This window comes from Pseudomonas sp. GM60, assembly GCF_000282415.1.
Lineage (GTDB): Bacteria > Pseudomonadota > Gammaproteobacteria > Pseudomonadales > Pseudomonadaceae > Aquipseudomonas > Aquipseudomonas migulae.
Genome location: NZ_AKJI01000122.1, coordinates 13807 through 38775, shown reverse-complemented (window position 1 = coordinate 38775; position 24969 = coordinate 13807). Strand labels below are relative to the sequence as shown.

At 59.0% G+C, this 24969-nt stretch carries 26 protein-coding genes; 19 read left to right on the top strand and 7 right to left on the bottom strand.

The window, feature by feature from the left end; genetic code table 11:
* Positions 1 to 47 precede the first annotated feature (47 nt).
* From PMI32_RS30080 to PMI32_RS03890, 12 genes are all read left to right on the top strand, one after another.
* The gene (locus tag PMI32_RS30080) at positions 48 to 242 is read left to right on the top strand and encodes a hypothetical protein (protein ID WP_008033940.1); all 195 of its coding nucleotides are present in this window, start codon (positions 48 to 50) and stop codon (positions 240 to 242) included.
* The gene (locus PMI32_RS03840) at positions 239 to 1702 is read left to right on the top strand and encodes a GMC oxidoreductase (protein ID WP_008033939.1); all 1464 of its coding nucleotides are present in this window, start codon (positions 239 to 241) and stop codon (positions 1700 to 1702) included. Before PMI32_RS30080 ends, PMI32_RS03840 begins: the two co-directional genes overlap by 4 nt.
* Positions 1703 to 1777: 75 nt before the next feature.
* A complete protein-coding gene (locus PMI32_RS03845; RefSeq protein WP_008033937.1) occupies positions 1778 to 2389 on the top strand; it encodes an acyltransferase in 612 nt (203 codons plus the stop codon).
* Positions 2386 to 3342: a glycosyltransferase family 2 protein gene (locus PMI32_RS03850; protein WP_008033933.1), complete on the top strand. Its 957-nt coding sequence runs from the start codon at positions 2386 to 2388 to the stop codon at positions 3340 to 3342. Before PMI32_RS03845 ends, PMI32_RS03850 begins: the two co-directional genes overlap by 4 nt.
* Before the next feature lie 8 nt (positions 3343 to 3350).
* Positions 3351 to 3875, top strand: coding sequence for a serine O-acetyltransferase (locus PMI32_RS03855; RefSeq protein WP_008033928.1), 525 nt, complete (start codon positions 3351 to 3353; stop codon positions 3873 to 3875).
* Positions 3876 to 3918: 43 nt separating this feature from the next.
* Positions 3919 to 4896: a glycosyltransferase family 2 protein gene (locus tag PMI32_RS03860; RefSeq protein ID WP_008033923.1), complete on the top strand. Its 978-nt coding sequence runs from the start codon at positions 3919 to 3921 to the stop codon at positions 4894 to 4896.
* A gap of 7 nt (positions 4897 to 4903) precedes the next feature.
* A complete protein-coding gene (locus PMI32_RS03865) occupies positions 4904 to 5839 on the top strand; it encodes a DUF535 family protein (protein WP_008033920.1) in 936 nt (311 codons plus the stop codon).
* Positions 5840 to 5914: 75 nt separating this feature from the next.
* On the top strand, positions 5915 to 7117 hold the full coding sequence (locus tag PMI32_RS03870; protein ID WP_008033919.1) for a glycosyltransferase: 1203 nt from the start codon (positions 5915 to 5917) through the stop codon (positions 7115 to 7117).
* Positions 7114 to 8301 carry a glycosyltransferase family 2 protein gene (locus tag PMI32_RS03875; RefSeq protein ID WP_008033918.1) on the top strand — a complete coding sequence of 396 codons (1188 nt, stop codon included), beginning with the start codon at positions 7114 to 7116 and terminating at the stop codon, positions 8299 to 8301. The genes PMI32_RS03870 and PMI32_RS03875 overlap by 4 nt, the downstream gene beginning before the upstream one ends.
* A complete protein-coding gene (locus PMI32_RS03880; RefSeq protein ID WP_008033916.1) occupies positions 8301 to 9035 on the top strand; it encodes a WecB/TagA/CpsF family glycosyltransferase in 735 nt (244 codons plus the stop codon). Before PMI32_RS03875 ends, PMI32_RS03880 begins: the two co-directional genes overlap by 1 nt.
* A 343-nt stretch (positions 9036 to 9378) precedes the next feature.
* The gene (locus PMI32_RS03885) at positions 9379 to 10512 is read left to right on the top strand and encodes a hypothetical protein (protein ID WP_032829119.1); all 1134 of its coding nucleotides are present in this window, start codon (positions 9379 to 9381) and stop codon (positions 10510 to 10512) included.
* 67 nt (positions 10513 to 10579) lie between these two features.
* Positions 10580 to 11716: a glycosyltransferase family 61 protein gene (locus tag PMI32_RS03890; RefSeq protein WP_008033911.1), complete on the top strand. Its 1137-nt coding sequence runs from the start codon at positions 10580 to 10582 to the stop codon at positions 11714 to 11716.
* Between the two features lie 45 nt (positions 11717 to 11761).
* Here the strand turns inward: PMI32_RS03890 and PMI32_RS03895 are convergent, their stop codons facing one another.
* From PMI32_RS03895 to PMI32_RS03925, 7 genes are all read right to left on the bottom strand, one after another.
* The gene (locus tag PMI32_RS03895) at positions 11762 to 13186 is read right to left on the bottom strand and encodes an undecaprenyl-phosphate glucose phosphotransferase (protein ID WP_008033910.1); all 1425 of its coding nucleotides are present in this window, start codon (positions 13184 to 13186) and stop codon (positions 11762 to 11764) included.
* Positions 13187 to 13570: 384 nt separating this feature from the next.
* Positions 13571 to 14092: a hypothetical protein gene (locus PMI32_RS03900; protein WP_008033909.1), complete on the bottom strand. Its 522-nt coding sequence runs from the start codon at positions 14090 to 14092 to the stop codon at positions 13571 to 13573.
* 152 nt (positions 14093 to 14244) lie between these two features.
* Positions 14245 to 14766 (bottom strand): methylamine dehydrogenase light chain, encoded by a 522-nt coding sequence (locus PMI32_RS03905; RefSeq protein ID WP_008033908.1) that lies wholly within the window; start codon positions 14764 to 14766, stop codon positions 14245 to 14247.
* Positions 14767 to 14783: 17 nt separating this feature from the next.
* Positions 14784 to 15404: a methylamine dehydrogenase accessory protein MauD gene (gene mauD, locus PMI32_RS03910; RefSeq protein WP_008033907.1), complete on the bottom strand. Its 621-nt coding sequence runs from the start codon at positions 15402 to 15404 to the stop codon at positions 14784 to 14786.
* Positions 15405 to 15407: 3 nt separating this feature from the next.
* Entirely contained in the window at positions 15408 to 15947 is a 540-nt protein-coding gene (locus tag PMI32_RS03915) for a MauE/DoxX family redox-associated membrane protein (RefSeq protein ID WP_008033905.1), read from the bottom strand.
* Between the two features lie 13 nt (positions 15948 to 15960).
* Positions 15961 to 17109: an amine dehydrogenase large subunit gene (locus PMI32_RS03920; protein WP_008033904.1), complete on the bottom strand. Its 1149-nt coding sequence runs from the start codon at positions 17107 to 17109 to the stop codon at positions 15961 to 15963.
* A gap of 283 nt (positions 17110 to 17392) precedes the next feature.
* Positions 17393 to 18874: a PAS domain-containing sensor histidine kinase gene (locus tag PMI32_RS03925; protein WP_008033903.1), complete on the bottom strand. Its 1482-nt coding sequence runs from the start codon at positions 18872 to 18874 to the stop codon at positions 17393 to 17395.
* Positions 18875 to 19212: 338 nt separating this feature from the next.
* On the opposite strand from PMI32_RS03925, the gene PMI32_RS03930 reads away from it, so the two are divergent.
* The 7 genes from PMI32_RS03930 to PMI32_RS03960 are packed head-to-tail and all read left to right on the top strand — an operon-like array spanning position 19213 to position 24959.
* Positions 19213 to 20376: an acyl-CoA dehydrogenase family protein gene (locus PMI32_RS03930; RefSeq protein ID WP_008033902.1), complete on the top strand. Its 1164-nt coding sequence runs from the start codon at positions 19213 to 19215 to the stop codon at positions 20374 to 20376.
* A 25-nt stretch (positions 20377 to 20401) separates the two neighbouring features.
* Entirely contained in the window at positions 20402 to 20773 is a 372-nt protein-coding gene (locus tag PMI32_RS03935) for a hypothetical protein (RefSeq protein ID WP_008033901.1), read from the top strand.
* A 3-nt stretch (positions 20774 to 20776) separates the two neighbouring features.
* Positions 20777 to 21262: a nuclear transport factor 2 family protein gene (locus PMI32_RS03940; protein ID WP_008033899.1), complete on the top strand. Its 486-nt coding sequence runs from the start codon at positions 20777 to 20779 to the stop codon at positions 21260 to 21262.
* A complete protein-coding gene (locus PMI32_RS03945; RefSeq protein ID WP_008033897.1) occupies positions 21259 to 22431 on the top strand; it encodes an amidase in 1173 nt (390 codons plus the stop codon). The genes PMI32_RS03940 and PMI32_RS03945 overlap by 4 nt, the downstream gene beginning before the upstream one ends.
* Positions 22428 to 23711: an aromatic ring-hydroxylating oxygenase subunit alpha gene (locus tag PMI32_RS03950; protein WP_008033894.1), complete on the top strand. Its 1284-nt coding sequence runs from the start codon at positions 22428 to 22430 to the stop codon at positions 23709 to 23711. The genes PMI32_RS03945 and PMI32_RS03950 overlap by 4 nt, the downstream gene beginning before the upstream one ends.
* Complete coding sequence (locus tag PMI32_RS03955; RefSeq protein WP_008033891.1) at positions 23708 to 24208, top strand: aromatic-ring-hydroxylating dioxygenase subunit beta; 501 nt, start codon at positions 23708 to 23710, stop codon at positions 24206 to 24208. The genes PMI32_RS03950 and PMI32_RS03955 overlap by 4 nt, the downstream gene beginning before the upstream one ends.
* Positions 24209 to 24218: 10 nt before the next feature.
* Positions 24219 to 24959 (top strand): SDR family NAD(P)-dependent oxidoreductase, encoded by a 741-nt coding sequence (locus PMI32_RS03960; RefSeq protein ID WP_008033890.1) that lies wholly within the window; start codon positions 24219 to 24221, stop codon positions 24957 to 24959.
* Positions 24960 to 24969: the final 10 nt, after the last annotated feature.

Below are 24969 nucleotides of genomic sequence, written 5' to 3'. Positions count from 1 at the left end.
TTCAAGTCTTTTGCGGTTTTCAGTTTCAATGTCGGGGAGCTTGAAGCATGAGTGAACTTGATTTGAATACCTTTGCGATGGGGCGCAGAGAACTCCTCCAGGCGTTTGCTCTATTAAGTCTGGGGGGCATGACATTTGGACTGCCCTCGCTCCTTGCTTCACCTTCTTCTGAAAAAAGCGGGTTTGTCGTCGTCAACGGCTGGGTGTTGCCGGCCCAGTATTTTCGGCAAACGCGAACATGATCAAAGATTACCAATCGCAGAAAGAACTCCGCGATCACTATGACTTCTGCATCATCGGGGCCGGGCCGGCGGGCATCACGCTGGCGTTGCGCCTGGCCGGGAATGGTCGACACGTGCTGCTTCTCGAGGGCGGGGGGCACGAATATTCGCAGCCCTCGCAAGCCCTTTATGACTGCCCCTCGACAGGCATGGATGTCTACGCACAAGAAACACGCTTGCGCTTTCTCGGCGGCACGTCCAACCACTGGGCGGGGCGTTGCCGGCCCTTCGAGAAGTCAGACTTTGACGTGCCCCCTCCCGTCAAACTGCCCGGCTGGCCCATCGCGTTTTCCGAGATCGAGCGTTATCTGCCGGCGGCCATGGCCATCGTGGATCTTCCGGCGGATGCGGGGTTCAAGGCCATCAATGTGTCTATGGGCGGCGACGACTTTGAAGCGGATCGTTTCCTGCTGAGCCCGCCGACACGATTTGCACAAAAGTACGCCAAGGAACTTCAAGAGACCGAGGGGCTTGATGTCTTTATCAATTGCAACTGTGTCGATCTTGAGTTCGATGCCAAGACCGGCGGCATAGCCACCGTCGTTGTGTCCGATTACGAGAAACACCGGGAACGAGTGAAGGCAAAGCAATTCATTCTGGCAATGGGCGCCATCGAGAATGCCCGGCAACTGATGAACAGCGAGTCCCTGGCATCCGCCGGCATTGTCAGCAAGGACGGTTTCGTCGGCAGATGTTTCATGGAACACCTGAACCTCGACCTGGGCACCTTCATTCTGGGGGAGGGGCAGAGTACCGAGCCTCGGCAGTATTTCACCACCGACGCGTTTGTCGCGCACTATCAGTCAGGTAAAGGGAACATCTCTGCTGCGCTGCTGGAGGAAGTGAAGGCCTATGGGCGAATGGCAGCCATCAAGGACTTTTTGGAGACCCTCGTCTGCGACGTCGGGTTGGCGCACAAGATCGATTTCATTACGAACTTCAATTGCCCTGGCGACGGGGTGATTACCACCCTCATCGAACAATTTCCCAACCGCAACAGTCGCGTCAATTTGCTCGAAGCGCGAGATGCCTTGGGGATGCGCAAGGTCAACATCAACTGGGAGCTGGTCCCCGAAGACAGACACACCATCAAATCGATAGGGCTGGAGGTCGCCAAGTGTTTTGCCGAGACGGGGCTGGGCTTCGTCAAGCTGGATGAGTACGTGTATGACGTCTCTGTGCCACTGAAAGTGGCGCCCCATGCTCATCATATGGGGACTACACGGATGGCCTCGGCGCCTGAGTCCGGTGTGGTCGACGAGAACTGCAAAGTGTTCGGCACCGACAATCTTTACGTGGCGGGCAGTAGTGTCTTTCCTACAGCCGGTGCGAGCAATCCGACCATGCCACTTTTACAGCTTGCCCTGAGGCTGGCAGATCATCTCAATCATCAAGCAGGCCCGGCGGGCAGATATTCCTGATACTACAATCAAAAAAACCGGGGTGTACCTGGCTCTGGCACGGATGAACATCGCAGGATTTGTGAGGCTGACAGGATGATAGGGCTGGCAAGACGTGCTGTAAGTTATTACGTCAACAAAACGGGGCGGGGACGCTGGCTCTTTAAACGGTTTTGTAATCCTGACGGGTTCGAGTGGGCTCGATATCTGGCGCGCTGGGGATCGCTGCATTCCGTCGGCAGCAATGTGTGGATCAATATCGGGTGCAATATCGCGGACCCTTCGCTGGTGCGCCTCGGCAACAACATCGCTTTAGCGGATTGCACGCTGTTCTGCCACGATGGAGCCGTTTTCTTCTCCACTATCTACAACGTAAAACTCGATTCTGTCGGACCTGTCGACATCCGTGACAACTGCTTTGTCGGGCATGCTGCGATCATCATGCCGTGCGTGACCGTAGGTCCGGGTTCAATTGTCGCCGCAGGTGCTGTTGTCAGGAAAGATGTTCCGCCTGGTGTCGTGGTCGCGGGCAATCCAGCGAGGGTCATTTGTACCGTTGACGAGCTGATGAAAAAATTCGAGACGCGCTGCAACGACTATCCGTGGATGGACATGATCAGAGAGCGCAACGGTGCCTACGATCCAAGCGTGGAGCCGGCGCTGATGGCCATGCGAGTGCAGTACTTTTTTGGCGAGTCACCAAAATGATCAATACTCCCCTCGATGTGCTGGTCGTCAACTACAACACAGCGAAGCTGTTGCAGCCGATGTTTGATGCATTGCGCCAGTCAAACAGTGCGGATCTGACGCGCTATCTGGTCGTGGACAATGCCTCTGCCGATAATTCACTGGAGCGTCTGGAAAATGTTTGCCCAGAGGCATTGTTGGTGGCCAATGAAAACAATGTGGGCTTTGGCCGCGCCAACAATCAGTTGGTTGAACACTTGCAGGGCAAGTACGCGTTGCTCATCAATACCGATGCCTTCGTTGCCGCCGATACCCTGAAAAAAACCCTCGACTACATGGAGGCTCATCCGGATTGCGGTGTCCTCGGCGTTCGGCTGGTTGGTCGGGAAGGCGATTTGCAGCCTTCGTGTCGCTACTTCCCGACGCCGCTGAATGTCTTCCTCTCGCGTACCGGGCTTGAACGGTTTTTCCCCGTGGTGAAGAGGGTGGATGACATGGACTGGGATCACGCCTCGGTCCGTGAGTGCGACTGGGTGCCCGGGTGCTATTACCTGATTCGCCGGGAAGTCATCGACCAGGTGGGCTTGTTCGACCCGCGCTACTTCCTTTACTACGAGGAAGTTGACCACTGCAAACGCGTTAAACAGGCCGGTTGGAAAGTGGTTTTTTACCCGCATACCACGGTGGTGCATATCGGTGGTGAAAGTGCCAAAACGGTGGTTGAGCTCAACGCGGTCAGTCGGCAAATACCCAAGATGCAAATCGAAAGCGAACTGTTGTACTTCCGCAAGCACCACGGTCTGCTGGGCTTGGCCTGGCATATGTTCCTGGTATGCCTGGGGGATCTGATTCTGGCGCTAAAGGCGCTGCTCAAAGGTCGCGGCCGTGCCGCCATCTCGGTGTGCTGGCAGCATACGCGTGCCACTTGGGCGCTGCTGCGTGATACCCGATTCGCTACCCAACCCACACGGTAGGTCAATCAATGTTCGAGAATATACGGGCGGACTTGCGTGCCTATGGCGGTGACTGGGGCGCTCAGGGATTCTGGGTCATGCTGGTTTATCGCTTCGGGCGCTGGCGCTACGGTGTGCGCCCGGCACTGCTGCGTAAACTGCTCTCCTTTATCTATAAAGTGCTCTTCAAACTGGTGCAGATCATGACGGGCATCGAGTTGCCCTGTGAAGTCGTGGTCGGGCGCAACTTCGTCATTGATCATTTCGGCGGCATTGTGATCAGTGGCTATGCGCAGTTTGGTGATGATTGCCGGATCCGCAATGGCGTCGTCGTGGGCCTGAAGAATGTGAACGAGCCGATTGCCCCGGTGATTGGCAATAATGTGGATATCGGCACCGGGGCCAAGGTATTGGGCAACATCCGCATTGGTAACAATGTCGTGATCGGCGCCAACGCCGTGGTACTGACCGACGTACCCGACGACTCGGTAGCCGTGGGGGTGCCCGCGACCATCAAGAAAAGGAAGTCAGTAGAAACAGAGGAATACTCATGAGTTATCCGAAGACCTGTTTCGATGGCGGCGCTGAGTGAACGTCATGACTACCGGCATGGGTGTTGTTGTCATCGGTCGTAATGAAGGCCTGCGGTTGCAGCGTTGCCTGGCGTCGCTGGTTGATGCGGCGCAGCAGGTTGTTTATGTCGACTCGGGCTCAACCGATGGTTCGGTGTCAATGGCGCAGGCGCTTGGTGTCGAGGTGGTCGAGCTGGATATGAGCATCCCCTTTACCGCTGCACGCGCGCGCAATGAAGGATTTGCCCGCGTGCAACGCGTGTTGCCTTCGCTGCGTCATGTGCAGTTCGTCGATGGTGATTGCGAGGTCGTCGGCGGCTGGCTGTCAAAGGCGCAAGCCTTTCTGGATGCGCATCCTGAGGTAGCGGTGGTATGTGGGAGGCGCCGTGAACGCTTTCCTCAGCATTCGATTTACAACCTGTTGTGCGATCTCGAATGGGACACGCCGATAGGTGAGGCCAAGGCCTGCGGGGGCGATGCGTTGATGCGCGCTGACGCCTTCGCCGAAGTGTCCGGGTTTCGACCGGATCTGATTGCCGGGGAAGAGCCCGAGTTGTGTGTGCGGCTGCGTGCCAAGGGCTGGAAAGTCTGGCGGCTGCCAGAGGAAATGACCCTGCACGATGCGACCATGACCCGGTTCGGCCAATGGTGGAAGCGAACCCTGCGCGGCGGCTACGCTTTTGCCGAAGGTGCTTATTTGCATGGGGCGGCCCCCGAGCAGCATTGGTTGCGTGAGTCACGCCGCGCCTGGTTCTGGGGCCTGGGCATTCCGCTGGCAACTGTTCTCGCCAGCCTGGTGCTGGGAGGAGCCGGCCTGCTGTTGTTGCTGGTCTACCCATTGCAGGTCGTGCGCCTGGCCCGTCGGGGTGCGGGTTCCGCGCGGGAAAACTGGTTGCAGGCATTCTTTCTGGTGCTGGGAAAGTTTCCCGAGATGCTGGGGCAATTGAAGTTTCTTTTGAACAGGTTCGGCGCTCGCAAGTCCGCGTTGATCGAATACAAGTGAGACTTAAATGAATAACTGGCAGCTGCTGAAAAACGCGTTTTCTTTACACGCAGGTTATTCATTGAGAGCCGTGAAAAACAAGCTCAAGCTAATGATTTTAGTGGCGAAGAACTGGGCTGAACTGAAGCTGTTCACGGGGCGCATGTCGAACGCTCTGGGCAGCGCCGGTTTTGCGAAGTTGGGCGGGGATTGTGTGGGGGTCGTTCATTGGCCCTACATCAGTAAAAGCTGGAACCCTCAGGACCGACTGAGTGTGTTGGCCTCGCACTATGAGGTGGTGACAAAAAGCTGTCCGCAGTTATTGCTGTTTGGTCGAAGTGAAAGTCTGGTGTTGAGTGACTTGTCGACCTTCGCTGCCGATTGTTCCCTGGTACTGGATCGCCCCATTTGGTTTATGCGTGAAGGCGAGTTGGTGTTGAACCTGTTTCAGGGTGATTTACGCATTGCATCGATTGCGTTCACCTTGTGTTGCACCGAGGGTGAACTGTGTATTTTCATCGGTGCCGTGCAAGGGATTCACAAAGGAGTGGAGAGCGAACGCTCCCTGGATATTTATCGGGAGCTGACAAAAAGTTTCGAAGGTCTTCGGCCGCGAAGTTTTCTGATTGAAGTCATTAAATACATCGCAACCCGGATTGGCGTTGAAAGGATATACGCAGTAAGCGACGGGTTCCGTCATCACCGGCACGCCTATTTTGGTGCTGAAAAAGCCCAGGACCTGGCGGCCAATTACGATGTGATCTGGCTGGAGCATGGCGCGACGCCGTCAGCGCGGGAAGACTTCTTTGAAATCCCCATGGCCCCGTCGAGCAAACCGCTTGAGAGTATCGCTTCGAAAAAACGCGCCATGTACCGCAGGCGTTACGAGTTGCTGGAGGACACGTTCAAAAAGATAGACGGCGTGTTGATTGGCAGTTATAGCCACCCGCGTGGGGCTGATTGACGTTCCAGGTCACTGAACTACTGCGGGATGCCCCGCTGTAATCATTCACCGCAACGACAGCCAGGCTTGGTGCTTATGCGTATCGCTTATTTCATCAATCAATACCCCAAAGTCAGCCATAGCTTCATTCGTCGCGAGATTCTGGCATTGGAGCGTCAGGGCTTTGAAGTGCAGCGCATTGCCCTGCGCGGCTGGGATGCGCAGTTGGTGGATGCCGAGGACGTGTCCGAACAAGCCCAGACCCACTATGTGTTGCAGGGCGGAGTCAAAGCGCTGGCAGGGCCGGTGCTGCAAGTGCTGCGCGCTCAGCCGCGACGCTTTTTTTCGACGCTGTGGCTGGCGTTGCGCATGGGCCAGCGTGCCGATCGGCCGTGGCCGTACCATGTGATCTATTTGTTCGAGGCGTGCCGGTTGTTGTCCTGGTTGCAAGCGTTCGATGCCAGGCATGTGCACGCACATTTCGGCACCAATTCAACCGAGGTGGTGATGTTGGCCCATGCGCTCGGCGGGCCTGCGTACAGCTTTACCGTGCACGGCCCGGAAGAGTTCGACAAACCACAATTTATCCATCTGGGCGAAAAAGTCCGCCGTGCGGCGTTTGTCGCAGCGATCAGTTCTTATGGGCGCAGCCAGTTGTTTCGCTGGGTTGAGCATGCGCATTGGGAAAAGGTCAAGGTGGTTCACTGCGGCCTGGAGCGGGCGTTTCATGAGGTGCCGACTGTCGCTGTGCCGTCCGTGCCGCGGTTGGTGTGCGTGGGACGCTTGTGCGAGCAGAAGGGGCAACTGTTGTTGCTTGAGGCGGCGCGAAAACTGGCGGCGCAAGGCGTGGTGTTCGAGATCGTACTGGCCGGCGACGGGGAAATGCGTGCAGAGATCGAAACCCTGATTGCGCGGCATGGCTTGCAGGCGCAGGTGCGCATTACCGGCTGGATCAGCAGCGATCAGGTGCGGACGGAAATCCTGGCGGCGCGGGCCCTGGTATTGCCGAGCTTCGCCGAGGGCTTGCCGGTGGTCATCATGGAAGCCATGGCCTTGCGCCGGCCCGTGCTGACGACCTACGTGGCGGGTATTCCCGAACTGGTGCGTCAGGGTGAGAACGGCTGGTTGTTTCCCGCGGGCGCCGTGGATGAGTTGGCGGTGGCGCTGGCCGACTGCCTCGCGCAACCTGTCGAGGTGTTGCAACGGATGGGCGATGCCGCGTATCAGCGCGTGCTGGAGCGGCACGATATCGATACCGAAGCGGCCAAGCTGGCTGAATTGTTCAAGGTGCACGCATGATCACGTTACTGGGTTGGCTGTTCAGTGCACTGCTGATACTCATCGTCCTGCCGGTGTTGGTGTTGTTCGTGCAGGTGCTGCTGGCCAGCCTGCCAGTGCGATCGCTTGCACCGGCACAAGGATCGCGACCGAGGGTGGCGGTGTTGGTGCCGGCTCACAATGAATCCTCGCTGATCGTCGCGACGTTGAACAGCATTCTGCCGCAACTGCTGGCGGGCGATCGCATGGTGGTTGTCGCGGACAACTGTTCTGACGACACGGCCGCGCTGGCCCGCGCCGCGGGTGCCGAGGTGGTGGAACGCAGCAATGCTCAGCAGCGAGGCAAGGGGTATGCACTGGACTTCGGGGTGCGTTACCTGGCCAGCGATGCACCGGACGTGATGATTGTTGTCGATGCCGATTCGAGGGTGAGTGAAGGCTCGATTGAGCGTTTGGCACTGTGCTGCATCGACTCCGGCCGTCCAGCACAGGCCCTGTACTTGATGCATGCGCCTGCAGGTTCCGGGTTGAAAGTGCAGATTGCCGAGTTTGCCTGGTGCGTGAAGAATCGGGTGCGAGCGCAGGGTTGGGCCCGCCTGGGGTTACCTTGTTCGTTGATGGGCTCGGGAATGGCGTTCGCCTGGCGGGATCTGGCGTTGATCGAATTAGCCAGTGGCCACATCGTCGAAGATTTGAAGATGGGCCTGGATTTCTGCCGAAGCGGCAAACCGCCCCTGTTTTGCCCCGGTGCGTTGGTCAGCAGTGATTTCCCGCGCAGCGACGAAGGCCTGAGTACCCAGCGTACACGCTGGGAGCATGGTCATCTCGGGGTCATCCTCAGTGATGCGCCAACGTTGCTGATAGAGGCTATCCGCAAAGGGAACTTGAACCTTCTGGCAATGACCGCGGATTTACTGGTCCCGCCGCTGGCCTTGCTGACGTTGCTGCTGGTGGTCGCCTTTAGCCTCTCCTGGCTGGTGGTGTTGCTCGGCGGCGCGTTGGCGCCAGCCTTGATAGCGTCTTTCGGGCTCGCGCTGTTGGGCGTGTCTGTCTTGCTGGCATGGAGTCGGTTCGGTCGCGGGATCATCGCGTTTTCAGCCTTGTTGTATGCGCCGTTCTACGCGTTGAAGAAAATCCCGCTGTACATTGGCTTTGTGCTCAAGCGCCAGGTCGACTGGGTACGTTCGAAGCGAGATGACACCTGATGCGCCCCTTATCCTGGCAGCACAACTGGCAAACCATCCTGCGCAAACTCAGGGTGGTTCGCGATGCTGGCGACGAACAACAATTGATTGATGCGTTGTCCCGGTCTGAGGGGACGACAGTGCTTGGATTCGTCAATGCCCATGCCATGAACCTGGTGACGGTCAGCCCCGCTTACTACGACGCGTTGTCGGCGGCTGACGTGTTGTTACGGGATGGCTCCGGCATGGCCATCCTGTTTCGTCGACTCGGTCTCGAACCGGGTCTGAATATGAACGGCACCGATTTCATCCCCAAATTACTGGCCGCCTACAAGGGCCGGCGCGTGGCGTTCTGGGGAACTGAGGAGACCTTTCTGGCCAATGCGGTGCGGCATAGCGAAGCGGTGTTTGCGGTCAATGTCGTCTCTGCTCACCATGGTTTTGCTGCAGTGGATGATTACGTCAACCTTGCCCGCAAGTCACTGCCTGAGCTGGTGGTGCTGGGGATGGGCATGCCCAAGCAGGAAGTCGTTGCCGCGAGGCTGGCCGCCAGCGGCGTGCCATGCCTGGTGGTATGCGGTGGGGCGATCCTGGATTTTCTCGGCGGCAAGGTGACGCGTGCTCCGCAATGGGTGCGTCGCCTCGGTTGTGAGTGGGTGTTCAGGCTGCTCAGTGAGCCAAAGCGATTATTCACTCGCTATATCGTGGGTAACCCAAAGTTTTTATTACGCACACTCATCTGTCGAAGTTCCTGACGTAACAGGAATTTGACGTCAGTTTTAATCTTCGGGCTGCCTGAAAAACACGTCTGAAATATCTTGCAAAACTATGCGCCAGCATCTTTACTCAGCCTTGTATTACCGACTCGGCGGGTGAGTTGGGGAGTGTTTTTTGTTAGGTTGGAGACGAATAAATGACGTCAGAAAATCTTGATTTCAGAGAGTGAATGGCGAGTTTTTCGCAAGAAACATAGCTGGGCGTACATTCAAGAAACAGCGCACATCATATCGGTAGTTATGGTTTGCCGCATATTTTGAAAAGCGTGATGAGCTATCGACTCTCATTTCGAGTGTTTGATTTATTGGTTTGAAAACTCAAATGAAAGCATATATATCAACACTGATACGCAAGTTAATGTCGCCTTCCATGCGATTTGAGCTAAGAAAAGCGCTCGCCTGGTTACGCGATATAGCCGCACGCGCCTGTGTTTGGCGCTGGGAAATTGCCAGGTTCAAACTGCGGGAAAACAGCCGTTACGACATTCTTTATGTGGGCAGAAAATCCCAGCGGGAATTTGTGAAGGTGCTCTTGGGGGCTGAAGCTCAAGGGGTTGATAGCCTGCCGAAATCAGACCGCACGGTCGTTGTCAGTGACATGCCGACCTGGGGTGCATTGTATGTGCCGCAATACCTGAGTGCTGTCGTGCCGCTGCGCCGATCCATTGATGAAATTACGGCGCGATACAACACCGAGTTACGGCGCAATTTACGCAAGAACCGGTTGCGCTACGGTATGAAGCAAGCATTGAACGATGACGAGATTGAAACGGCGGATCGGGAAATGCTTCAACCCTATGCCAGGGCCCGTCATGGCGCAGCCGCCTCGCAAATTGCATCACATGAAGTTCAACGGGTGGCTAAAAGTGCCGGACGCCTCGATCTGGTGGTGTTGGAAGACCAGATTGTTGCCTGCCATCTGGGGTGCGTCGTTACCCGCGCGGGCAAGCGCTACTGGAGCACCGTACGTTTCGGCTACCCTGACGAGGTGTTCTCGGATGCCAAAAAATTACGTGAAATCAATTCCATCACCACGTTCATGGCGCTTGAGTGGGCAATAGAAAACGGATTTGATTACTACGATATTGGGACGTGTCTGGCACGTCCGGACGACGGACTTCTTGAGTGGAAAAGAAGGCGCGGCGGTGATGTCGATACGCTGGGAAACCATGGCTATGTGTTTGTTCGGCTGCCCAGGATTGGCGCTGCGCAGTTTCTGTGGGAGGCGCCGCTTTTTGCTGTTGAAGGCAAACATTTGACACTTCATCTTGGAATACCCGACGGGCCAAGTGATGAAGAAGTTGCTAATCGATATCGTGAAATGGGCTTTGGGGGACTGTTCAAACTGTACCTCCATTGTTTCAGAGAACCGAGCGCCGCGCTGCTCGATAACTTGCGTAGTCGCTATGCTCATTTGAAATCGCCGCCCATTCTGCAAACTATTCTCTGTACCTGAATAGGTGGGCGATTTTAAAAAGTATTTGGCTGTAAGTGCTGTTTGATCATATTACGCGGGGGTGTCTATGTCGGAATTCAACGCGTTGGCAAGTGGCGGTCCGGCAAAGTGGAGCCTGGCTGCGTATAAACACCTTTTTAAAACACGCCTTGCCCGCAAACCAGCGTTAACGCTGCAAAGTATGGCGGTGAAAACCTGGGACATTGCGCCGGGTGAAATCGCGTTTGCTCAACCCGCCTTCTTTCTTCCCAATCAACTTGAACGTGTGACGGGGTGGGAAGAGAAACTTTTTTATCCCCATGAGCATCCTCGTCGCACAATGGAAGGCGTCGGTCGTGTTGACCATGGACCGACCCGAGGATATTTGCTCAAAGATGCCTGGTTGATCGATGGTGCGCTCTACAAAGGAAACGCCAAATCCTGGTTGACGCCTGGCGTTGGCCGGTTGCCAGGGGTTCGCGTCGAAAACGAAATCGAACGCGGGGCCTTGTACTGCACGGCGGGGGGCAACAAATGGTTTGGCAGTTGGTTAACGGACGATTGCCTGACCTATTCACTGGCCTGCAACGAAGGCGTTCCAGTGACGACGGCGGCTTGCGCCAACATTGTTTCCACCAGCAGGAACGGCATCCTTCACACGCCCGGTTATGAGGACTGGCTTGGCATGAAGCCAGTTCGTTTACGTAATACGTTTTTTCGTGAGCTCGTGATCTTTGACGACATAAGCCAAAATCGCCATAAGCATCTGCGCTTCCGTGCAATGGGCGAAAAGTTGCTGTCCCACGTCAACACAAGCGCTCATCCAGGCGTGTTCATCCTGAGAGGTGGCCGCGGCGATTTACGCTTGTTGCGTAACGAAATGGAGCTGGCTGAACGCCTGCGTGATCGTCGAGGTTTTCGCATTCTCGACCCTGCGCTGTGCGATGTTCCGACCATCGTCGCAACCTGCGCCGGGGCGAGAACCGTGGTAGGGGTCGAGGGCAGTCAACTGATCCATGGGGTTAATGTATTGCCGCCGGGTGGTTCGCTGCTGGTGTTGCAACCTCCTGATCGTTTCATCTGCTATTTCAAGTACCTGACCGATCGTGATCATCAACACTTTGGTTTTGTCGTCGGTACTCCCGCGGGCAATGGCTTTACTATCGACCCCGATGAGGTCGAGCGCACGCTGGACCTGTTCCCGTCATTGTGCGACGAACTTTAGGAGCAGCCGGTCGACGCTCGACTGCTCCTACAGTTTCACCACGCATTAATAGGCCTGTTTGCCGGAGAAGGCCGATATCGTTCGTACCAGAATGATGAAGTCGAGCCAGAGCGACCAGTTGTTGATGTACTCGATGTCCGAGTCAACCCGCCGAATCATCTGCTCGATATCCCTCGTTTCACCACGCAAGCCCCGCACCTGCGCCAGCCCGGTGATACCCGGTTTAATGTTATGTCGCGCAAAGTAGCCCGAGACATCGGGCGAGTACTGCACATCGTGTTGAATCGCGTGCGGGCGAGGCCCCACCAGCGACATTTCGCCCATCAACACGTTGAACAATTGCGGCAGCTCATCGAGGCTGGTTTTGCGAATAAAGGCGCCCACCCTGGTCACGCGTGGATCATTCTTTTGTGCCTGCTTGACGGTGCCGTCCGACGGCTGATGGACCACCATGCTTCTGAACTTCCAGATACGGAAAACTTCGCCACTCCACCCCATGCGTTGCTGACGAAAGAACACGGGGCCGGGGCTGTCGATCTTGATCGCAAGGGCAACTAACGCCAATACGGGCGCCGCAAAAAGCAGGATCAGGAAAGCGCCGACCTTGTCTTCGAGATTCTTCAGGAACAGTCGCATCCCCATCAGCGGAGTTTCGGACAAGGTCAGCACGGGAATGCCGGCAATCTCGCGAACACTGTGGTTGATCAACTTCAAGGCGAAAATGTCAGGCACCCAGTTAACCCTGACGTGTTTATCGAACAGGCTTAAATAAACCTTCTGGATAACTTCGGAGCCACCCACTGGGGTCACAAAATAGACGGTACGAATGGCGTGTTTGACAACCAATTCATCAAGATCAGAAATATTGCCCAGTATCGACAGGCGTGGTGCGCCTTCCACGCCTTCCTTTGCCCAGTCATCGTCCGCGCCAATCAACACACAGCCAACGATGCGTTCACCGAGCCAGGGGTTGTTACTGATTTTCTTGTGGAGGTAGCTCGCCAGCTCGCCCGAGCCAATGATCAGCGAGTTTTCCAGTTGCGTCGGGTGGGCCAGAAATTTCTTCTGCATTTCCCGTGTGGCGAGGTGCAAAAACAACTGGGCGAAATAGCCGAGAACAAATAACTCCCCAACCAATAGCCGCGAATACCGTTCGCTGGTTTTGGTCAGGAAAGCCATGGCAACGAGAAAACCAAAGGTCGCGGTCCATGCCTTCAGAAGCTTGAAGGCTTTGACAGTGAACCCGACATTGCTGCGGTAAATGGCATAGTGGTCGTACACGACGGCCAACGCGCCAAGCAGCAGCAAGAGCATGATGACGTAGTCTTGCGAGATGAAGCCGATGTGATAATTGATCAAGAACCACGCAACACCGGTTACCGCAACGCAATCGAGACCGGCCTGAATAACGATACTGGTGCTGCTTCTTCGCTGGAGAACGGAACGGGTACTGTTGGGCTCAAATATCATCTTTAGACCTCATTTGCTTTCCCTTGCGCTCGGTGATGACGAGATTCAGGTCAACATAGCCCTCATTCGAGAGCCTCAGCGTCACCGACAAGCTGCTCATACTTGTGACAGGTTTGCACCCTCAAATGCGTAAATCCGGTGAGACGAAGACAGGTGCTGTCACTTTAGCACCACTGTGCAGACATTCATCCTATAGCTACGGATTCAGACAACATCCATAAATAAAAATGCGCTCGGACACAAGGTGCCGGGCAAACCACGGTGAGACGCCTGCACGGCGTTTGCCGCAAGGTCGTCTTGTTATCGCAGAGGAGAGTTGGCGCAGCGGAAGGGCGGGGGACCAGGCCCCCGTTTTAGCAATGACGGCTTTGCTTCAAGCCGTTGTCAGTTGTTCATCCCGTCTTCAATTGCGATGCCTTGCGCACGCATTTGCTGGATCAGGCCGGCGCGGGTGCCGGGGAGGTTGAGCATGGTTTCTGCGCGCAGTGCCGCCACTTCTTCGGCGCTGTAAGGCTGATAGTCAGCCGGTGTGCTTTTACCCGCCATTCCGTCGGCACGGATCAACCAGTTGAGCAGGTCAGCCAATTGCGCGTTGTCCAGCGCGGACTGCGACATGCCCGGCACGCGCACGAGAAACTCGCGGCCGCCCGGCACTTTCAGAAAGTTGCCGACAAACCCTGCCATCCGGGGCGTGTCATTCGCGGCAGAACCCATGCCATTGCCCAAGTGGCAACCGGCGCATTGCAGTTGGTAGTTCACGCCAACGCTGTACCCGGCCTGGGCAATCGGTTTTTGCAGGGCTTCATTGCCCGGCGCATGCCGTTGCGCCGGGTCCGGGATGGCCCTGGCATGAACGAGCGGGGCGGTCATGGCGCAGACAAGACCGAGGATGAGCAACCTACCCATAAGCAGCACCTCCACCTGTGCAGGAGAAATCGGACCTGTAGGAGCCAGCTTGCTGCGGGCGGCGTTCCGACGATGGCGTTTTCAGAGACGCCATCGCCGGAACGCCGCCCGCAGCAAGCCGGCTCCTACAAATAGCCAACCGCAATCAAGCGTTAAACCGCGACGCCACGAATGATCGAAACGGTGCAGTGGTAGATGTGCGATTTGGCGGCCAGGCACCAGTTCACATCGTTGTTGTTGAACGGGCGATAGGCCGGTTCTTCACTGTCGTTACGGGTGCAGGCGCACTGCGCACAGCTCTGCTTACCGCAGCAGTCGTTGTACGAAATGATGTAATCCTTGCCGTCGGCCGGGTTGCGGCAGGTGCCGATCCAGGTCACTTGCGACACTTCCGTGCCCGGCGGACAGGACGTCACCGACCCTCCGCAGCAGCTGCACAAAAAGCCATCGATGGAGCAGTAGCGCCAATAGTCGCAGGTGTTCGGATCACCCGGGTCACCGGCTTTCGGGTTGTCGGCGGCCAGGGCTTTGCTGGTGCGATCCAGCGGCAACAACAGCGGCAACGCGGCGCCGGCGACCATCAGAGAACCCATGCGCGACAGCAGTTTGCGTCGCGAAGTGGTGTCGGCAACACGACGAGTCGAACGCTCAAACAACAGATCCAGCAGTTTCATGAAAGTCTCCTGCCTTATCAGTGGCTATGGCCGTGGCTATGGTCGTGTGCATGCGGCTGGCTGTTGAGGTATTCCTGCAGCGTCGCGCTTTTCAGGTGCTCGACTTCGAACAGGCTGTCCAGGTGCTCGCGGGAATTGACCAGGCCTTTGGCGCGCAGGATGCCGGTCTTGTCGATCAGCGCGGCGTACGGCAGCTTGCCGATCTGGTAGGTCATGCCCACCTCTGGCCCGACCACATAAGTGGCGTCTTCCAGTTTGTGTTCGGTGATCAGCTTTTGCTGAGCGTCCATGTCGCCGTCGCTGATGAACACCACGTCGAGGCGATCGGCCTGTTCCTTGGCGATGGATTTGATCGCCGGCAGCAGCGACTTGCAGATCGGGCAGGTTGGCGAGAGGAAGAACAACAGTTGCGATTTCTCGCCGGCATAGCCGAAGTTCACCGGGCGCCCTTTGCGGTCGGAAGCGGTGACCTGTGGCGCGGCCTCATTGACCGCCACGCCCTTGTCCATCATCAACGCACCGGCCGGGGCCAGACGGCCGTGCAGCACACCAATCTGCCGGACCAGGCCCATGACGGCAAACGCCACGGCCACCAGCAGTACCCAGAGCAGAACGTTGGAAACGATTAAGCCTTCCATTGATCACCTACCAATCAGTTTGAGCAGAAGAGGGGAGTTCGCCAGCAAGCCATCGGCTGCGGCGTAAATCAGCAGCGCGACGGCGCTGGCGGCGACAGTCACGAAGCCGTCGAAAAAAACCAGGTCACGAACCACCGGCGAGACACTGGCCAGCAACGCCAACGCCACCAGCGCGCTGTTGCGCAGCAGCAGAACCGGGCGCAGCGGCTGGGCCTGATCCGGGCCGGCACAACCGCAGTCGATATCGCGACGACCGCGCCACAGGTTGATGCCAATGGCCGCGGCGTACAGCGCGATCAGGCTGGCGGCGCCCAACGCTGCCCAGGCACGGCTGACCGGTACCAGCAGCGCAAAGGCGATGGCCAGTTCAACCAGCGGAATGACGCGTGCGACGGGGCGTACGGCCACGTCGGGCAGCAATTGGTAGTCCGCCAGTTGCCGGGCAAAACGTGCCGGCGCGCGCACCTTGTGGGTCGCGGCACTGGCCAGCAACACCGCGATGGCGAGGGCGCTGGCAATGATGAAGATCGGATCTAAGTGCATGGCCGAACCTCGGTTAGTAGCTCATGACCTGAGTCGCGGTTTTCGCGACCTTCGCCATGCTGCCGGTGAGCGTGTTGGTCTTCAGGTCGAAGATCTGCAAACCGCCTGCAACGTCGGCGCCCAGCAGCAGCGGCTTGTCGTCGCCGGTCGCCTGCATGCTCCACACCGGAACCGGTGCCTCCAGCGTGGCGACCTTTTTGTGGGTTTTCAGATCAAACGCCCAGATCAGCGGGCTTGGGTCTTCCCACTTCATCGGTTCGTGCGCGTCGTGCATCAGCACGTACAAGCGGTTCAGCTTCGGCGCGACGGCCATCAGCTGCCAGCCGCCCGGTGCCCAGCCGGCCTTCTTTTCCTCGTCACTGGTCAACGACCAGGACGGCAGGATTTTCGGTGCGTCGGCCGAGAAATCCACCGGGCGCACGGTGCCCGTGGTGGTGGTGAAGTAATAGGTGTCGCCGACGTTCACCGCGCGTTCCACCAGTTTTTCCGCGTTCGGGTCAAAGAACGGCGTGCGGCTGCGTGCGGTTTCCTGGCCCTGATCGTTCAGCGTGATCACTTGCAAACTACCGTCGCCGCACAGCGAGGCGAAGCGGCGATTGCCGATCGGGTAGTTGAGCACGCAACCGGGAATCGCCAGTTCGGCGGTGACGGCTTTGGCCTGAGTGTCGACTACGGTCACCGAGGTTGATGGGGTGAAGTTGTAGACGTAGACAAAGCGGTCATCGCCGCTGGTCTTCAAGCCGTAGCGCTGGGTCAGCGACTCGGCGCGCTTGTTCGGAATCAGCACTTCCCAGGCCGGCGACAGGGTCGAGCTGTCCCACGCGGTCAGCACGTCGGTGCGGGTGCCACGGGTGCCGCGCGAATACCAGATGTCGGCGCTGTAGAGGATTTTCTGATCGTGGCTGAGCGTCGAGGGCGCAGCAAAACCAGTCGGCACCATGCCGAGCACGCGCTTTTTATCGGGGTCGACCACGGTGACACGGCCTGCCACGAAACTTTCGAATTCGACGTCGACGATAAAGGCCCGATGAACTTCCGGCGGAAATGCCAGAACGGTCTGGCCGATCGTGTCAGCGGGCAGATCCGCGCTGGCATTGTTCAAACCCAGTACCAGCAGGCTGAGACTCAGCGCTGACTGTACGGTGATCCTGGTGGCTCGCATTAGGGGGAACTCCCTGAATTATTGTTCGTGCAAATCGCAAGTGCATTGGCAGATTTTTGCAGTTCGATTCTGCCTCGCTGGCAGAAGGGGGGAATTGCTGTGGCTGCCAAGCGTTTGTGTGTCTGTGCCAGTCTCGAAAAACCGGCTGAACACACCGCAATTGCAAGCCAAAACCACTGACCTGTAGGAGCCAGGCTTGCCGGCGAAGGCGTACTCAAGGACGCCTTCGCCGGCAAGCCTGGCTCCTACAGGTTCGTGGTTTGATTCAGGTACTTCGGCGGTGTCAGGCGGGAGTTGCGAGGGGAAGGGTGAAGGTGAACACGGCACCGCAGGGCTCAAGGTTTTGCGCCCAGATATCGCCGCGATGGCGGCCGATGATGTTTTTGCACAGCGCCAGGCCAATACCGTTGCCGCTGACCTTGGAGGAGAAGAAGCCGTCGAACAGCTTCTCTTGCGCCTGGGCCTGAATGCCGCGACCGCAGTCTTCGATGCGCACCAACGCCACGTCGTTTTCGCGGCTGGCGTGAATGCGCAGCACCCGTCGTTCAACAGGCAGGTCGCTCATTTCTTCAATCGCGTTGAACGCCAGATTAAGAATGACCTGACCGATCAGCACCTTCTCGCAGCTCACCCAAAGCGGCGCGGGACTGGCGACAATCTCGACGCGGACCAGGCTCGGATCGGCGCGCAGGCTTATAAAGTAGCGGGTCTCGCGCAGCAGTTCATTGAGGTCGATCAGCTCTTCCGACTGTTCCAGTTTGACCACGTAATCGCGCACGCTTTTGATAATCACCGAGGCATGCTCGATTTGTCGCACCGCGCTTTGCAAACCCCAGGTCACGCCCTCATCGGTGGAGGGTTCTTTGCCGAGGCGAATCACCGCCCCTTCGATGAAGTTGCGGGTAGCGGCCAATGGCTGACTCAACTCGTGGGCGATGGCCACGGCCATTTCGCCCATGGCGTTGTAGCGGGCCAGGTACTCGAGCTTTTGCTCGCTGACGCGCCGCGCTTCTTCTGCCTGCACTTGTTCCGTGACGTCACGAAACAGCAGCAGATGCCCGACCAGGTCGTCTTCGATCTCGATAAAACGACACGTCGCCTCATGCCAGCGCCATTCACCGTCGCGGCGTTGCAGGTGGTAGTGCACGCGGAACGGCGCATGTTCCGGGGTCTCGCTGGCCAGCTGTTGCAGCAGCCGGCGGCGCGAATCGTCGTCGCACCATGACAGGAAGTTTTCGCCGATCAGCGTGTGTTCTTCGCTGTTGAGCAGGTGCGCGCCGGAGTCGCTGATAAAGCGGATATCACCTTCAGGGCCGAGCACCGCGACACCTTCGGCGAGGTCCTGCATGAATGCCTTGAGCCGGCTTTCGAAACGCTTGAGGTCGCGCTTGACCTTGTCCTCCCTGGAGATGTCGCGGAACTGCACCATCAGCACATCGCGACCCTCCAGGTGCACCAGCGTCGCGACCGCCTCGGAGAGGATTTCCACGCCTTGTTTGGAGCGATAACACCACTCGATAGCGCGCTGGCCCGTGCGCGCTGCGCCTTCCAGCCAACGCAGGCCGACCGAGCGCCGGTACTTGGGCGCGTCGCGGGTCATGTCCGGGGCTTTCAGCGGCGTCAGTTCTTCGAGGGTAAAACCCAGCACGTCGAGGGCTGCGGTGTTGGCCCAGAGGATCTCCTTGCTCTGCGCATCGTGAAGAATGATGCACAGCGGCATGGCTTCGATGAGGGTGAAAAAGTCGTGCGGTTTTGGCAGGTACATCGCGCAGTCCTGAAGAACCGGTGAAGGGAAAGTATGGCTTTTTATACCCGCTTGCGCGTGGGGATGCGCTCAGAGGTAACCGGGGGCGGGCTAGGGGATTCCTTTAGTGAAGAGGCTGCACGCACCAATAGTGGCGACCCGACGCGGTTTTTACACTGGGCCTCAATGCAAGGGCAGCCACGCATCTTCTCTGTAGGAGCGAGGCTTGCCCGCGAAGAACGATAACGCGGTCTGCCATTGAAACCGCGGTGCCTCGTTCGCGGGCAAGCCTCGCTCCTACAGGGATCGGTGTTGTCCAGCCTCGGCCCACTAACAATAAGTAAAACGGAGAGAAGCCCATGCTGCGTTCAGCTGTCGCGGAGAAAGACCCTCTGCCAGGCGTCGACGGCAACACCGTCCACCGCCAGGCCTTTGAGCAGGTGCTGGCGGAAGTGCGCCAGCGTCGCGATGAATTCGACGCCGGTTCCCACGTGCCACGGGACATGATCGAGCGCTTCAAGCACGTGGGCATCTACCGCGCCGCCACGCCGAAATGCTTCGGCGGTGACGCCCTGGCGCCGGCGCTGTTCCTGCAGATGATCGAGCGTATTTCCGAAGCCGACGGCTCTGCGGGCTGGGTCGCCAGCTTCGGCAGCGCCGGTGTCTATCTCGCCGCCTTGCCGACGGAAACCCTCGCCGAAATTTACGCCCAAAGCCCTGATCTGGTGTTCGCCGGTGGCCTGTTCCCGCTGCAACCCGCTGAAGCAGTCGAGGGCGGCTGGCAGGTCAACGGCACCTGGAAATTCGCCAGCGGCTGCAAGGGCGCCGACTTGCTCGGCGTGGGGATTGGCGCGGCGGGAGGCAAGCCGCGCACCGCGGTGTTCCGTGCGGATCAGGTCGAAATCATCGAGAACTGGGACGTGGTCGGCCTCAAAGGCACCGGCAGTCACGACCTGCGCGTCAGCGACAAACGCGTCGACGAACGCTGGACCTTCATCCGTGGCGGTGCCGCGACCATCGACGAGCCGCTGTTCCGCTACCCGTCGATTGCCTACGCCGCGCAAGTGCTGGCCGTGGTCAACCTTGGCCTGGCCCGTGCCGCCCTCGACGAAGTCAGTCGCATGGCCGCCGGCAGCGGCATCACCGGCGCACCGAAAATGGCCGACCGCGCCTACGTGCGCATCGAGATCGCCAAGGCCGAAGCCCGACTGGCCGCCGCCCGTGGCTTCTTCTACAACGCCACCGAGCAAGTGTGGAATTCGATCCTGGCCGGCAACCCGGTCACCGCCGAGCAAACCAGCCTGTTGCGCTTGTCCGCGATTCACGTGTCCCAGGCGGGCGCCGCCGTGGTGCAGAGCGCGTACAGCCTCGCCGGCACCACCGCGATTTACCTGCGCCATCCGCTGCAGCGCTACCTGCGCGATTCGATGGTGGTCACCCAGCACGCGTTCCTCAGCGAAGGCCTGTACGACGGCGCCGGCTCGGTGTTCCTCGGCGTGCCGCCGTTCCCTGGCTACATCTGAACCCTCTCTTCAAGGATCAATATTCATGTCCCAGACCACTCAAGAACCGCTGCGCGTCGTCTTCTGCATCGGCATCACCCAGAACTTTTTCGACCTGCCGACCGGCGAAGGCCTGAGCGTCTGGAAAGGCTTCAGCCAGATGATGGGCTCGCTCGGCGCCATGCCCGGCATCACCGTACTCGGCGCGATGGACGATGACCGGCTGATGGTCGGCCCTTCCACCACCTCGCCGTGGACCGTCTACATCATGGCCGACGTCGACTGCCACCAATCGGTGATCGATGCCTGCAACCTGTTCCGCACCACGCCGGTGAACGAGTACAGCCTGTGGCGTTACGCCAAGGTCGAAGCGCGCATCGGTCGTCCACTGACCATCCCTGATGCCGCCAGGGTGTAAGCCATGAACGAGGCCTTGTTGCAGCGTCTGGCGACGCTCGAAGGGGAGAGCCAGGTGCGCCGCTTGATGGCGCGCTACATGGACCTGTGCGACGTGCCGAGGGCGATCACCCACGTCAGCGAGCTGGCGCAATTGTTCTGCATCGACGCCGTGTGGGAAGGCGTCGGCAGCGTCACCGCGCAGACCTTCGGCGAGCATCGCGGGCGTGAGGCGATTGCGGCGTTTGTCGGCGGCTACTTGCCGCCCTCGGAGCACTTTCGCCTGAACCTGCATTACCTCACCAGCGAGTCGATCCTGGTCGACGGCAGCAGCGCGCAGGGGCAGTGGATCATGCAGCAGGTGTCGACCTACGCCGACGGGCGCAGCGAGCTGTTCGGTACGCGCTTGAACATCGATTTTCGCTGTGTCGAGGGTGTCTGGCTGATCGCACATTTCCGCACGCAACGCTTGTTCAACATGGACCTCTTCACCTCGGAGTCGGGCGCATGAGCACGTTTATCAGCGAATTTTTACTCGGTGGCGACGGCAAGCGGGTCGCGATCAAGGACTCGATCGACATCGCCGGCCATCCGACCCGCTCGGGCAGTCGTGCCTTTGCCGAGGCTGAACCGGCGCTGCGCAACGCCGACGTGGTGGACGCGATCCTCGACGCAGGCTGGCAAATCGTTGGCAAAACCAATATGCACGAGTTGGCGTTTGGCGTGACCGGGATCAACGACTGGACCGGCACGCCGATCAACCCGCAAGCACCGGACCGCGTGCCGGGCGGCTCTTCCAGCGGTTCGGCGGCAGCGGTCGCCGCCGGTCTGGCGGACATCGCCATCGGCACTGACACCGGCGGCTCGGTTCGTGTACCGGCGGCATGCTGCGGCATCGCTGGCTTGAAACCGACTTACGGCCGAGTCAGCCGCGTCGGTGCGCATCCGTTGGCGTCCAGCCTCGATTGTGTCGGGCCGTTTGCCGCCGACATGGCGGATCTGATCGCGGCGATGCAAGTGATTTGCCCTGGCTTCCAGGTGCAGGGTTTGCCCTCTGGCAACGCATCGGTGGGTTTTCTTGAAGTCGACTGCGAACCGCATCTGCAAGCATGCCTCGGCGCCGCCGCCGACCGCGCAGGCTGGCGTCGCAGCCAGCTGCACCTGAGCGATTTTGAAGCCGCGTTCGCCGCCGGCCTCACCGTCATCAATTTCGAAAACTGGGCCGCGTTCGGCCACCTCACGGGTAAAGGCCTGATCGGCGCGGATGTCGAGCAACGCCTGTTGGCCGCGAGTCGCACGAGTGCGGCGGACCTGGCGCAAGCGGAGAAAGTCCGCGCGCGTTTCAGCCAGCAAGTGGACGCCGCGCTGGAGGACTTCGCGGTGCTGCTGTTGCCGACGATGCCGAGCCTGCCACCGACGCTGGTCGAAGCCCGCAGCGCCAGCAAAGCGGTGGCCGGCATGACCCCGTTGGTGCGGCCGTTCAACCTCAGCGGCCATCCGGCGCTGACGGTGCCGGTCGAACTGGAGGGCAGCGGACTGAAAGTCGGCCTGCAGATTGTCGGTCGTAAAGGTCAGGACGAGTTGGTCTGCGCCTTCGGTGCGCAACTGCAACAGAGCATGGCCGGCGAACGGTCGACCCCTAACAAGAAATCAAAAAAAGCCATGAGGAGAACCGCATGAGCACTCATGAATACCGGCTGATCGCATCATCGAAAAGCCCCGAAGACCTGGTCCAGCACGACCGCGTAGACGTCTCGCTGTACAACGACCCGGCGCTGTTCGAAGCCGAGCTGGAAAAGATTTTCTACCGCACCTGGGTGTGGGTTGCCCACGAAAGCGAAGTGCGCAACAGCGGCGACTTCAAGACCGCGACCATTGGCCGTCGCCCGGTGATTGTGGTGCGCGACAAGAAGGGCAACATCAACGTCCTGGAAAACCGCTGCCGGCACCGTGGCGCCACGGTGTGCGAAAAACACAAAGGCAACGCCACCGGTTTCACTTGCCCGTATCACAGCTGGTCGTACGGTCTGGACGGCAAGCTCCGTGCGCTGCCGTATCCGGACGGCTACGAAGGCATCCTGGAAAAGTCCGAATTGCCGCTGACCAGCCTGCGCGTGGAAAGCTACGCCGGCATGGTTTTCGCCAGCTACAACGACGAGATCGAACCGCTGGAAGATTTCCTCGGCGGCGCCAAACACTGGATGGACCTGTTCATGAAGCAGGGCGCCGGTTTCCCGATCAAGACCCAGGGCGAACACAAGTTCAGCTTCAAGGGCAACTGGAAGATCCAGCTGGAAAACACCACCGACGGTTATCACTTCCCGATCGTGCACAAGTCGTTCATGTCGTCGGTGGATGAAGAAACCTCGGAAATGCTCTCGTTCATGACCGACGAACAAGCGGTCACCCATACGCTGGGCAACGGCCATAGCGTGATGGTGATGGTGCCGGAGCATGTCGATCTTGATCACGACGACGGCACGGAACAGTTGCAGGAGCGCTTCGCTCACGTGACGGAAGAGCTGTCGAAAACCATGGAGCCTGCGCAAGTCCGTCGCATCGTGCGCTCACTGCACGGCGCCGGTTTCAACCTGAACCTGTTCCCCAACGTCGCGATGTCGATGTCGTTCTTCCGCGTGCTGCGCCCGGTGTCTGTGACCGAAACCGAGATCCGCCACGTTGCCCTCGGCATGGACGGCGGCCCGGAAATCGCCAACCGCGAACGCATGCGCATTCACGAACACTTCCAGGGCCCGTTCGGTTTCGGCAGCCCGGACGATGCCGAGGCCTGGGACCGAGTGCAGCGCGGTTCGTACGCCGGTGTCGATGCACCGATCCTCGTCAACCGTGGCCTCAATCGCGAAATCACCGCCGAGAACGGCGACAAAGTCAGCCACGCCACCGACGAAGGCGGCATGCGCGGTGCCTACGACATGTGGAAAAGGATGATGAGCCAATGAGCAATCACGACACCCTGAACGGTTTTTCCGGCCCGTTGGCCCAGGCCATCGAATTCATCTGGCGCGAAGCCGAATTGCTCGACCACAAGAATTACGCCGAATGGGCGACCCTGTGGAGCGACAGCGGCAAATACATCGTGCCGATCGACCCGGACACCGAGGACTTCGAAGCGAACCTCAACTACGCCTACGACGATGCGCGCATGCGTGACTTGCGCATCGAACGCCTGACCGCCGGCTACTCGCCATCGGCAGTGGACGCGGCGAAAACCATCCGCACGGTCTCGCGTTTCCGCCTGGTCGAAGCCGCCGGCGACATCGTCGAAGTCAACTCGGCGCAGTTGCTGTACGCCTACAAGCGCGGCGTGCACACGCCGTTTGTGGCCGACCTGAACCACCGCATCCGTTTCACCGACGGTGTGCCGTCGCTGGAGCGCAAAGTGGTACGCCTGATCAACTCCACCGACAGCCTGAGCGCGCTCGGCTTCCTTCTATGAGGGCAACATCATGAGTCGAGTAGCCCTTGTAACAGGTGCCTCGCGCGGACTGGGCGAGTGCATCGCCCGCCGTCTGCACGGGGCGGGTTATCGTGTCGCCCTGGCGGACGTGCGTCTCGAGGGCGTGCGGCGACTGGCTGCCGAGCTGGATGCCAGCGGTGCCAGTGCTGTCGCCATTGAGCTGGATGTGCGCAGCAAGGCCGACTTCCAGCATGCCCGCGACGTGCTGGTCGAGCATTGGGGCGGCTGCGACATCCTGGTGAACAACGCCGGCGTGTCGAAAGTCGCCGCGTTGATGGACATCACCCCCGAGGAGTTCGACGAGTCGATGGCAATCAACCTGCGCGGCACTTTTGTCGCGTGCCAGGTGTTCGGCGCGCACTTTGCCGAGCGTGGTTTTGGCCGCATCGTCAACATCGCCTCGCTCGCCGGGCAAAACGGCGGCACCGCCACCGGTGCGCATTACGCTGCGGCCAAGGGCGGCGCGGCGACGCTGACCAAAGTCTTCGCCCGTGAACTGGCCCCGCAAGGCGTGACGGTCAACAGCATTTCGCCGGGGCCGCTGGACTTGCCGGTGGTGCGCGAAACCGTGGCCCCGGAACGTCTGGAACAGATCCTGAAAATGATCCCGGCCGGCACCCTCGGCGACCCCGGCTACATCGCCGACAGCGTGTTGCTGCTGATCGCCGACCACGCCGCCTCCGTAACCGGCGCGTGCTGGGACATCAACGGCGGCCTGTTCATGCGCTAAACAAGGCCTC